Raw genomic sequence first — 10691 nt, forward strand, 5'->3', positions numbered from 1 at the left:
TACCCGTCTGACATTGTTAAAAAATATTATCGCCGGATAGCAAAGCTGCGCCGTTTATGGTTGAGTGGATATCCTTAGCCCACGCAACGTAAGGAAAGCGCATGAAATCGGGTCGCTACATTGGTGTGATGTCAGGCACCAGTCTGGATGGGGTAGATGTCGTTCTGGCCGCCATTGACGAAAACATGGTGGCGCAGCAGGCGAGCCTGACCTGGCCAATCCCCATTTCACTGAAAGAGGATATTCTGAGTATCTGTCAGGGGCAGCAGCTGACCCTCTCCCAGCTTGGAAAGCTTGATGTTCGCCTGGGGGCGCTGTTTGCGGATGCGGTGCAGGCTTTGATGCAAAAAGAACATCTTCGCCCGCAGGATGTGGTGGCCATCGGGTGTCACGGACAAACGGTCTGGCATGAGCCCGGCGGAGATGCCCCGCATACCCTGCAAATCGGCGATAACAACCAGATTGTGGCGAAAACGGGCGTGACGGTGGTTGGCGATTTCCGTCGTCGCGATATCGCCCTTGGTGGGCAGGGCGCGCCGCTGGTACCCGCGTTCCATCAGGCGTTACTGGCGCACCCTACAGAACGGCGGATGGTGCTCAACATTGGTGGGATTGCCAACCTGTCGATGCTCATCCCGGGGCAGCCCGTCCGCGGCTACGATACCGGCCCGGGCAATATGTTAATGGATGCCTGGATCTGGCGGCAGTGCGGACAACCGTATGATAAAAACGCGGAGTGGGCGAGCGGGGGGAAAGTGATTATTCCGCTGCTGCAGTCGATGCTGAGCGATCCTTATTTTGCCCTGCCGGCCCCTAAGAGTACGGGGCGTGAATACTTCAATCTGGGCTGGCTTGAGCGTCAGCTGGCGCCATTCCCGGCGCTCGCGCCGCAGGATGTCCAGGCGACGCTTGCCGAGCTGACGGCCGTGTCGATCTCCGAACAGGTTCTGCTCAGCGGCGGATGTGAACGTCTGCTGGTGTGCGGCGGAGGAAGCCGAAACCCGCTGGTGATGGCGCGTCTTGCGGGGCTACTGTCGGGTACCGAAGTGACCACGACCGACGAGGCAGGCATCAGCGGGGATGATATGGAGGCGCTGGCCTTCGCCTGGCTTGCCTGGCGCACCATTGCCGGACGGCCGGGCAATTTGCCGTCGGTGACCGGCGCGCGTGAGGCGAGCGTCCTCGGGGCGATTTTCCCGGCAAATCCTCGTCATAATCAGAGTTAACTGAAATTCAGCGCGGCGCGTCATCGTTAGAATGGAACGAAACAGGAGGGCAGCCATGCCCTCCAGGACCAGGAAAGTCTTCGGAATACGCCCATGAAAAAACTTCTTCTTATTGCCGCGCCTTTATTGCTGTCAGGATGCAGCGTCTATAACCAGCTTCTTGAGCGCATGCAGACTGATACGCTGGAGTATCGCTGCGATGAAAAACCGCTGACCGTCAAGCTGAATAACCCACGTCAGGAAGCCAGTTTTGTTTATGACAATAAATTGCTGACGCTGAAGCAGGGGATGTCAGCCTCCGGCGCACGTTATTCCGACGGTATCTACGTCTTCTGGTCGAAAGGCGACAGCGCCACGGTCTACAAACGCGACCGCATTGTGCTGAACAATTGCCAGCTCGAAAATCCGAAGCGTTGAGATTTTTACAGGGGCGGCGCACAATAGCGCCACCCACTCTCAATGTCAGCTAACGCCATGTCAGATAACGACGAACTGCAGCAAATTGCGCATCTGCGCCGTGAATACACTAAAGGCGGCCTGCGTCGCCAGGATCTTCCCGCTGAGCCCCTCGTGCTTTTTGAACGCTGGCTGAAACAGGCCTGCGAAGCGAAACTCGCCGACCCAACCGCCATGGTTGTCGCGACGGTGGATGAAAACGGCCAACCTTATCAGCGCATCGTATTGCTCAAGCATTATGACGAGAAAGGGCTGGTGTTCTATACCAACCTCGGTAGCCGTAAGGCGCACCATTTAGAAAACAATCCGCGTATCAGCCTGCTGTTTCCCTGGCACATGCTGGAACGTCAGGTAATGGTCACCGGCAAGGCGGAACGTCTCTCGACGCTGGAAGTGGTGAAGTATTTCCACAGCCGCCCGCGCGACAGCCAGATTGGCGCCTGGGTATCAAAACAGTCCAGCCGAATTTCCGCCCGCGGCGTGCTGGAAAGTAAATTCCTGGAGCTGAAACAGAAGTTCCAGCAGGGTGAAATTCCTTTGCCAAGCTTCTGGGGCGGTTTCCGCATCCCGATTGAGCAGATGGAGTTCTGGCAGGGGGGCGAACATCGCCTGCACGACCGCTTTTTATACCAGCGCGAGAATGGCGGCTGGAAAATCGACAGACTGGCACCGTAATCCCCGAAATTTGTTGATTTAAGCGCTAGCGCACACCGCGCTTGCGCTTTATTCTATTGTCCTTTCGCATCAGGCGAAAAGTCGTGTACCGGCAAAGGTGCAGTCGTTTATACATGGAGAATTTGATGGCAAGCAGTAACTTGATTAAACAATTGCAAGAGCGGGGCCTCGTGGCCCAGGTGACGGACGAGGAAGCGTTAGCAGAGCGACTGGCGCAAGGCCCGATCGCGCTCTATTGCGGCTTCGATCCCACCGCTGACAGCTTGCATTTGGGGCATCTTGTTCCATTGTTATGCCTGAAACGCTTCCAGATGGCGGGCCATAAGCCTGTTGCGCTGGTGGGCGGCGCGACCGGCCTGATTGGTGACCCAAGCTTTAAAGCCGCTGAGCGTAAACTGAACACCGAAGATACCGTGCAGGAGTGGGTGGATAAGATCCGCAAACAGGTTGCACCATTCCTCGACTTCAACTGTGGTGAAAACTCTGCCATTGCCGCGAACAACTACGACTGGTTTGGCAGCATGAACGTGCTGACCTTCCTGCGCGACATCGGCAAGCACTTCTCTGTTAACCAGATGATTAACAAAGAGGCCGTGAAGCAGCGTCTGAACCGTGACGACCAGGGTATCTCCTTTACCGAGTTCTCCTACAACCTGCTGCAGGGTTATGACTTTGCCTGCCTGAACAAGCTGCACGGCGTTTCCCTGCAGATTGGCGGTTCCGATCAGTGGGGTAACATCACCTCCGGTATCGACCTGACCCGTCGTCTGCACCAGAACCAGGTCTTCGGTCTGACCGTTCCGCTGATCACCAAGGCAGACGGCACCAAATTTGGGAAAACCGAAGGCGGCGCGGTATGGCTCGATCCGAAGAAAACCAGCCCGTACAAATTCTACCAGTTCTGGATCAACACGGCGGATGCCGATGTTTACCGCTTCCTGAAGTTCTTCACCTTTATGGACATCGAAGACATCAACGCGCTGGAAGAAGAGGACAAAAACAGCGGTAAAGCACCGCGCGCCCAGTATGTGCTGGCGGACGAAGTGACCAAACTGGTTCACGGTGAAGAAGGTCTGGCCGCGGCAAAACGCATTACCGCAAGCCTGTTCAACGGTACCCTGAGCGATCTGAGCGAGGCGGACTTCGAACAGCTGGCGCAGGACGGCGTGCCGATGGTTGAGATGGAAAAAGGGGCTGACCTGATGCAGGCGCTGGTGGACTCTGAGCTCCAGCCTTCGCGCGGTCAGGCGCGTAAAACTATCGCCTCTAACGCTATCACCATCAACGGCGAGAAACAGGCTGACCCGGAATACACCTTCGTTGACGGTGACCGTCTGTATGGTCGCTACACGCTGCTGCGTCGCGGTAAGAAAAACTACTGCCTTGTCTGCTGGAAATAATTAACAGTCTCCAGGGGCGTGGGAAACCACGCCCCTTTTGTTTTTTCAGGGTTTGGTAAGAAAAAAATGAAGAACATCCTCGCCATTCAGTCCCACGTTGTTTTTGGACACGCTGGCAATAGCGCCGCGGAATTCCCGATGCGTCGCCTCGGCGTCAACGTCTGGCCCCTTAATACCGTGCAGTTCTCTAACCACACGCAATACGGCAAATGGACCGGCTGCGTAATGCCACCTTCACACCTCACCGAGGTTGTGCAGGGGATTGCCGATATCGACCAGCTCAGACGCTGTGACGCCGTGCTGAGCGGCTACCTCGGCTCAGCGGAGCAGGGGGAGCATATCCTCGGCATCGTACGTCAGGTGAAAGCCGCAAACCCGGCGGCAAAATACTTCTGCGACCCCGTCATGGGTCATCCGGAGAAAGGCTGTATCGTGGCGCCAGGCGTCGCAGAGTTTCACGTCCGCCACGCGCTGCCCGCCAGCGATATCATTGCGCCAAACCTGGTCGAGCTCGAAATTCTCTGCGAGCGTCCGGTTAACAGCGTAGAAGAGGCGGTAAGCGCGTCTCGCGAACTGATCGCTCAGGGGCCTGAGGTGGTGCTGGTAAAACATCTCGCCCGCGCAGGTCTGAGTCAGGACCGTTTTGAGATGCTTCTGGTGACGAAAGATGACGCCTGGCATATTAGCCGTCCGCTGGTGGATTTCGGCCTGCGCCAGCCGGTTGGGGTCGGAGATGTTACGAGTGGTCTGCTGCTGGTGAAATTACTGCAGGGGGCGACGATGCGCGACGCGCTGGAACACGTTACCGCGGCGGTGTACGAAATCATGATTGCGACGAAAGAGATGCAGGAATATGAACTGCAGGTGGTTGCGGCACAGGATCGTATCGCGAAGCCGGAGCACTATTTCAGCGCAACCCGGTTATAACCGGCCAAAACGTGTAGGCCGGGTAAGCGTTAGCGCCACCCGGCAACACAGGCCGCTCGGTTAGTTCAACCCTTCCGCTTTCAGCGCCGCAGCCACTGCAGGACGCTCCGCCACGCGTTTCATATACGATGCGATATGGTCTAACCCGTCCAGGTTCAGCTTAACCGCGCGCGCCCAGCGCAGCACGGTAAACAGATACGCATCGGCAATCGTGAAGCGCGAACCACAAATCCACTGTTCGTCTCTCAGCGATTCGTTAACGTACTGCAGCTTTTTCTCAAGAAGCGCACGCAGGGTCGGTTTGAACTCCTCTGGCGTATCCGGGCGGAACAACGGCGTAAAACCTTTGTGCAGTTCGGTCGCAATGTAGTTGAGCCATTCCAGCGTCTTATAGCGAGAAATGGTACTGACCGGAGCCAGCAGCTGGCGATCGGGTACGCTATCGGCCAGGAACTGCATAATCGCGACGCCTTCGGTCAGCAGAGTACCGTCATCCAGCAAGAGCGCCGGAACTTGTCCCTTGGGGTTAATGGCAAGAAAATCATCGCCATTTTCCAGACGCTTTTTCATCAGATCAACGCCGTCCAGCGTGAAATCTTTGCCGCTCTCGCGCAGGGTGATATGGGAAGCAAGAGAGCACGCGCCCGGTTTGTAGAACAGTTTCATCGGTAACTCCTTTTTGCTGAGGTTTCAGCTATGTTAGTGCGCCAACGGACAAAAAAAAAGCCGCTAATACATTAGCGGCTTCTGTTCTGTCGTTTCTCAATAATCTTACGCGGTAGCGGTTTTGGTCGCTTCAGCCGTCTTGTCGTCGTCCTGAGTCATACGATTCAGTTTCGGCGCGGTCAGCAGCATCAGAACTGCAATAACCGCAGTCGCGATACCAATCTGCATGAACACGGTACCGTAGACGTTCAGGGAGACCAGTGGGTCAGTGACGTTTTCCGGCACAGCCATCAGGTTCGCAATTTTACCCGCAATGATTGCCGCACCGGCAGTGGTCAGGAACCAGCTACCCATAATGAAGCCCATCAGACGCTGTGGCACCAGCTGTGCAACCATCGCCAGACCCAGACCGGAGATCATCAGTTCACCGATAGACTGCAGCGCGTAGCTCAGGATCAGCCAGTTAACGGACACGATACCCGCGTCGGTGGCAAATTTGGTACCCAGCGGCAGCACCAGGAACGCGCCGGAGCACAGCACCATACCGATCGCAAACTTGTGCGGCATTGGCAGACGGTCGCCCATCTTGTTATAGATAGCGGCCAGAATCGGGCTACCAATCATGATCCAGAACGGGTTCAGCGCCTGATACTGTTCCGGCTCGAACGCGATGCCCAGAATTGAGTGCTCAACGTTACGAATGGCGAAGAAGTTCAGTGAGGTTGGCATCTGGCTGTACAGCACGAAGAAGATAATCGCTTCCAGCATCAGAATGAACGCCACAATCATCTTGCGACGGGCAGCACCCTGCATTGCGAACGCTTCTTTCGCAAAGATAACCACGATACCCAGCGCAACCACGCCCAGAACGGCACGGGCGATACCCTGGTTGTGCAGCAGCCAGGTGGCGATTGCCGCGAGGACAACAACGCCCACGATGGTGGCCAGCAGTTTGCCCATATGCACAGGCTCGAAGTCAGGTTTTGAACCGTAGTCTTTAACCCAGCTGCGGCAGAACAGGAAGTTGACCACGGTGATCAGCATGCCCACGAAGCTCAGCGCAAACGCCACGCTCCAGCCGAACTTCGCCGCAAGCCATGGGGTTGCCAGCATCGAGAAGAACGAACCGATGTTGATGGACATGTAGTACATGGTAAATGCACCGTCCAGGCGCGGATCGTCTTTGTTATAGCAGGTAGAAAGCAGGGAGGACGGGTTCGCTTTGAACAGACCGTTACCGACGGCAATCGTCGCCATACCCATATACACGACAGCGGCATCATGCCCTGACCATGCAACCAGACCATAGCCGATCGCCAGGACAATGGCGCCCAGCATGATGACACGTTTAGTCCCGAGGACTTTATCACCCAGCCAGCCGCCAATAGCGACCAGACCGTACACCAGAGCACTAAAGGAAGAGAACAGCGTGATGGAATCGGCTTCGGACATACCCAGCTGTTTTACCAGGTAAACCGCCATGATCCCTTGCAGGCCGTAATAACCAAAACGCTCCCATAACTCGATAGAGAAGATGAGATAGAACGCTTTAGGCTGTTTAAAAGCGTTAAGACTCACGCTTTCATCTGTTGGTTTATTGTTTGCAGTAGACACATATACCTCTTTTTTTACATCCCATATTAACGGGGGTGTTCATAGCGTGATGGCCGTAGTCCATACGCCTTATAGTTATATTGGGAGGAGAAACGGCGGGTAATGTTCACTATCCTGCCCCATCTGGCAATACGTTTGTAATAATCTGTTACATATATCTGAAGTGGTATAATCGTCGGTTCATATAAATGTTATTCAGCGTTAAATTTCATACGATGAGTAAAGGTAGTTTTTTCGACTGGCGATAACCCACCCTGACCGGCTTTTGGCGATATGTTCTGCTATTTGCCGCTTAATGCAGTGATATGGGCCATATTCTGAAAAATAGCTGGTCTTATGTTCGGTGGTGGAAGGAGAGTATCTTGTCAGACAAAGGGTTTAGGCGGATTTTGACAACAAAAATTCAACATGAAGTTATCAGGGTGATCGCGATCACAGATGTATAGAAATTTTTGGCTATGAAAAAAGTATTAACCTGTTTGAGCGTTAAACAACCGAACAAGTGACAGGTCAGGGGGAATGAAAGACGGACAAATAACGGCCAAAAGAAGGGTGTCTGGTAGCCCTTCTTTTGGTAAGGGTTTGTGACGATCAGGGATACACTTTTTCTTTGTATTCACAGAGATCTTCAATAATGCACGAGCCGCATCGAGGCTTACGGGCAATACAGGTATAGCGGCCGTGCAGAATCAGCCAGTGATGGCAGTCAACCTTAAATTCGTCCGGAACCACCTTTAACAGCTTCTCTTCGACCTGCTCAACATTTTTCCCCGGCGCGAAGTTAGTCCTGTTAGAGACGCGGAAAATATGCGTATCCACGGCGATGGTCGGCCAGCCAAACGCGGTGTTGAGCACCACGTTTGCGGTCTTACGCCCCACGCCCGGTAAGGCTTCCAGTGCGGCGCGATCTTCCGGTACTTCGCCTCCGTGCTGTTCCAACAGGATCCGGCAGGTCTTAATGACGTTCTCGGCTTTGCTGTTAAACAGGCCGATGGTTTTGATATAGGACTTCACGCCTTCCACGCCCAGCTCCAGCATGGCTTTTGGCGTATTGGCGACCGGATAGAGCAGGGCAGTGGCTTTATTGACGCTCACATCGGTCGCCTGTGCAGAGAGCAACACCGCGATCAGCAGTTCAAACGGGGAGGTAAAATTCAGCTCCGTCGTCGGGTGCGGGTTCTCGTCCCGCAGACGGGTCAGGATCGCAATGCGCTTTTCTTTATTCATGAAGCCTTCTCGGGTGTCCCTTCCAGAACGCTACGCTCAGCCGCGCGGCGCTTACGTTTCTCATCAATCAGGTATTTTATCGCCAGCATCATGCCAAGGCCAATAAACGCGCCAGGGGGCAGCATTGCCAGCAGGAATGGCGTATCGGTGTGGAACACTTCAACGCGCAGCGCTTTGGCCCAGCCGCCCAGCAGCGCATCTGCGCCGTCAAACAGCGTACCGTTACCGAGGATCTCGCGCAGCGAGCCCAGCACGAACATGGCGCAGGTGGCGCCCATTCCAATGGAAAAACCATCCAGCGCCGACATGGCGGGGCTGTTTTTCACCGCGAACGCTTCCGCACGGCCAACGACGATACAGTTGGTGACGATAAGGGGAATAAAGATCCCGAGCGACTGGTACAGACCGAACGCGTAGGCGTTAATCAGCATCTGGACGATACTGACCACCGACGCAATGATCATGACGTAAATCGGAATACGAATTTCCGACGGCGTCCAGCGGCGCAGGGCGGAGATGGAGAGGTTGGTCAGCGTCAGCACCAGCGTGGTTGCCAGACCCAGACCGAGCGCATTGGTGGCGGTGGACGTTACCGCCAGCAGGGGACACATCCCCAGAAGCTGGACCAGCGCGGAGTTGTTCTTCCACAACCCCTGGACAATAACCTCTTTAACCTGGCTCATGATTACTCCTCACAGGCCGGAAGATTGTTGATTTGCGCGGGCAGCGTTTCAGCATACAGCCCGGCTCGTTTTACGGCGTTCACCACGGCGCGCGGCGTGATGGTCGCGCCGGTGAATTGATCGAACTCGCCGCCATCTTTCTTCACCGCAAACGCGGTATCCCCTTCGCCATGGATAACTTTACCGGAGAAGTGCAAAATCCAGTCGCTCAGACGGGTTTCAATTTTATCGCCCAGGCCCGGCGTTTCATGATGTTCCGTCACGCGAGTACCCAGAATAGTGCCGGAGAAATCGCTGCCAACAAGCAGCTGAATGGCGCCGGAATAGCCGTCGGGCGCCGTCGCTTCCATCACCGCGCCTACCGGTTTATCCCCTTTGCGGGCAATAAAGAGGCGGTGTGGGCCTTTCCCAAGCTGAGGCGCGTCTACCACAAAGCAGCTCTTTTGCAGGTCATTATCGTAGAAATCTGACGGGATCACCTGATCGAACAGCGCCTTTTGCTGCTTTGAAGCCTGCTCTTCGATGGTCGTTTTGGTTAACGTGTTAACCAGGGCCGTCAGCCCGGTGAGAACCGCGGCGAAGACAGCCAGCGTGACGCCGTGCTTTTGCATCGTATTTAACATGGCGAAACCCTTAGCGATGGCCGTACACGCGCGGACGCGTGTAATAGTCGATGAGCGGAACGGTAATGTTGGCAAGCAGGACGGCAAACGCGACGCCGTCCGGGTAACCGCCAAAGCTGCGGATGAGCCATACCAGCAGGCCCGCCAGCGCGCCGAAGATCAGGCGGCCGCGGTTAGTCGTTGACGCCGTGACCGGATCCGTCAGGATAAAGAAGGCACCCAGCATGGTCGCACCGGAGAGCAAATGCATCTGCGGGCTGGCGAGTGATTCAGGAGAGAATACCCAACCCAGCGTGGCGCAAACCGCCAGCGTCACGAGGAAGCTGACCGGAATATGCCAGCGAATGGCTTTCTGCTGCAGCAGGAACAGGCCGCCCAGCAGATACGCCAGGTTGACCCACTGCCAGCCCGCACCCGCCAGCATGCCGCTGTAAATCGCGGATTTCATGATCTGCTCAACGCTTTGCCCGGCGTGCAGGGACGTTTTAAAGGTATCGAGAGGCGTCGCCTGGCTGATACCGTCCACGCCCATGCGCAGCGCGTTCATATCAGCGCCGAGCGCCGTATGGCCGGTAAAGATAACGTGCAGGGCATCCATAAAGCCCGGAACCGTGGCCGCAATCTCGTGCGGCGGCAGCCAGCTGGTCATCTGCACCGGGAAGGAGATTAGCAGCACCACGTAGCCAATCATCGCCGGGTTAAACGGGTTATGGCCGAGCCCGCCGTACAGCTGTTTGGCAATCATCACAGCAAACACGGTACCGAGCACGACCATCCACCACGGGGCAAACGGCGGAATACTGATGGCGAGCAGCAGGCCGGTCAGCAGCGCGGAGTTGTCAGCCAGAATGCGTGACACCGCCATCTTACGCAGCTTCAGGACGAGTGCTTCCGCCGCGACGGCGCTGGCGCAGCCCAGGGCTATCTGGAACAGGGTTCCCCAGCCGAAAAACCAGCACTGAACGGCAATGCCCGGCAGCGCGGCCAGGCAGACCAGCATCATAATGCGCGATGTCTGACGCTGGTTGTGGGTGTAAGGGGAACTTGCGAGTCTGAAAACCATTTAATCCTCGTTTACGGCTTGCTGTGCGGCTTTCTTCGCCTGAACGCGCGCAATGGCGGCGGCGACGGCGGCCTTGCGCGGGTCATCGTTGGCGGCCTGCGGCTGCTCTTCCTGCTGCGCAGCCTTACGGG

The 10691-nt window shown here is 55.9% G+C and carries 11 protein-coding genes; 5 read left to right on the forward strand and 6 right to left on the reverse strand.

The window, feature by feature from the left end:
* The first annotated feature begins 101 nt into the window (after nt 1–101).
* The 5 genes from anmK to pdxY all read left to right on the forward strand — a co-directional run bounded on the left by anmK (nt 102) and on the right by pdxY (nt 4684).
* On the forward strand, nt 102–1226 hold the full coding sequence (gene anmK, locus IM317_RS09865) for an anhydro-N-acetylmuramic acid kinase (protein ID WP_033145327.1): 1125 nt from the start codon (nt 102–104) through the stop codon (nt 1224–1226).
* A 93-nt stretch (nt 1227–1319) separates the two neighbouring features.
* A complete protein-coding gene (gene mliC, locus IM317_RS09870) occupies nt 1320–1643 on the forward strand; it encodes a C-type lysozyme inhibitor (RefSeq protein ID WP_023311369.1) in 324 nt (107 codons plus the stop codon).
* A gap of 57 nt (nt 1644–1700) precedes the next feature.
* Nucleotides 1701–2357, forward strand: coding sequence for a pyridoxamine 5'-phosphate oxidase (pdxH, locus tag IM317_RS09875; RefSeq protein WP_024909355.1), 657 nt, complete (start codon nt 1701–1703; stop codon nt 2355–2357).
* Between the two features lie 125 nt (nt 2358–2482).
* Nucleotides 2483–3757 carry a tyrosine--tRNA ligase gene (gene tyrS, locus IM317_RS09880; RefSeq protein ID WP_033145328.1) on the forward strand — a complete coding sequence of 425 codons (1275 nt, stop codon included), beginning with the start codon at nt 2483–2485 and terminating at the stop codon, nt 3755–3757.
* A 66-nt stretch (nt 3758–3823) separates the two neighbouring features.
* Nucleotides 3824–4684 (forward strand): pyridoxal kinase PdxY, encoded by an 861-nt coding sequence (gene pdxY, locus IM317_RS09885; RefSeq protein ID WP_033146525.1) that lies wholly within the window; start codon nt 3824–3826, stop codon nt 4682–4684.
* 60 nt (nt 4685–4744) lie between these two features.
* On the opposite strand, the gene gstA is transcribed toward pdxY, so the two are convergent.
* The 6 genes from gstA to rsxD form a co-directional block, all read right to left on the reverse strand.
* On the reverse strand, nt 4745–5350 hold the full coding sequence (gene gstA / locus IM317_RS09890) for a glutathione transferase GstA (RefSeq protein ID WP_033145329.1): 606 nt from the start codon (nt 5348–5350) through the stop codon (nt 4745–4747).
* Between the two features lie 105 nt (nt 5351–5455).
* Entirely contained in the window at nt 5456–6964 is a 1509-nt protein-coding gene (gene dtpA, locus IM317_RS09895) for a dipeptide/tripeptide permease DtpA (protein WP_033145330.1), read from the reverse strand.
* A gap of 591 nt (nt 6965–7555) precedes the next feature.
* A complete protein-coding gene (nth, locus tag IM317_RS09900; RefSeq protein WP_033145331.1) occupies nt 7556–8191 on the reverse strand; it encodes an endonuclease III in 636 nt (211 codons plus the stop codon).
* A complete protein-coding gene (locus tag IM317_RS09905) occupies nt 8188–8874 on the reverse strand; it encodes an electron transport complex subunit E (RefSeq protein ID WP_023617347.1) in 687 nt (228 codons plus the stop codon). The genes nth and IM317_RS09905 overlap by 4 nt, the downstream gene beginning before the upstream one ends.
* 2 nt (nt 8875–8876) lie before the next feature.
* Nucleotides 8877–9497, reverse strand: a complete 621-nt coding sequence (gene rsxG, locus IM317_RS09910) for an electron transport complex subunit RsxG (RefSeq protein ID WP_033145332.1) — start codon at nt 9495–9497, stop codon at nt 8877–8879.
* 10 nt (nt 9498–9507) lie between these two features.
* Nucleotides 9508–10560 (reverse strand): electron transport complex subunit RsxD, encoded by a 1053-nt coding sequence (rsxD, locus tag IM317_RS09915; RefSeq protein WP_033145333.1) that lies wholly within the window; start codon nt 10558–10560, stop codon nt 9508–9510.
* Between the last annotated feature and the right edge of the window lie 131 nt (nt 10561–10691).

Origin of the sequence: Enterobacter cloacae complex sp. S3, from assembly GCF_014930495.1 — a bacterium.
In the GTDB taxonomy this organism is placed as follows: Bacteria; Pseudomonadota; Gammaproteobacteria; order Enterobacterales; family Enterobacteriaceae; genus Enterobacter; species Enterobacter asburiae_B.

Excerpts from the sequence above, each read along its gene's own strand:
- rsxG (WP_033145332.1), bottom strand. The coding sequence starts at position 9,497 with ATGTTAAATACGATGCAAAAGCACGGCGTCACGCTGGCTGTCTTCGCC.
- tyrS (WP_033145328.1), top strand. The coding sequence starts at position 2,483 with ATGGCAAGCAGTAACTTGATTAAACAATTGCAAGAGCGGGGCCTCGTG.
- pdxH (WP_024909355.1), top strand. The coding sequence starts at position 1,701 with ATGTCAGATAACGACGAACTGCAGCAAATTGCGCATCTGCGCCGTGAA.
- anmK (WP_033145327.1), top strand. The coding sequence starts at position 102 with ATGAAATCGGGTCGCTACATTGGTGTGATGTCAGGCACCAGTCTGGAT.
- pdxY (WP_033146525.1), top strand. The coding sequence starts at position 3,824 with ATGAAGAACATCCTCGCCATTCAGTCCCACGTTGTTTTTGGACACGCT.
- rsxD (WP_033145333.1), bottom strand. The coding sequence starts at position 10,560 with ATGGTTTTCAGACTCGCAAGTTCCCCTTACACCCACAACCAGCGTCAG.
- mliC (WP_023311369.1), top strand. The coding sequence starts at position 1,320 with ATGAAAAAACTTCTTCTTATTGCCGCGCCTTTATTGCTGTCAGGATGC.
- gstA (WP_033145329.1), bottom strand. The coding sequence starts at position 5,350 with ATGAAACTGTTCTACAAACCGGGCGCGTGCTCTCTTGCTTCCCATATC.
- nth (WP_033145331.1), bottom strand. The coding sequence starts at position 8,191 with ATGAATAAAGAAAAGCGCATTGCGATCCTGACCCGTCTGCGGGACGAG.
- IM317_RS09905 (WP_023617347.1), bottom strand. The coding sequence starts at position 8,874 with ATGAGCCAGGTTAAAGAGGTTATTGTCCAGGGGTTGTGGAAGAACAAC.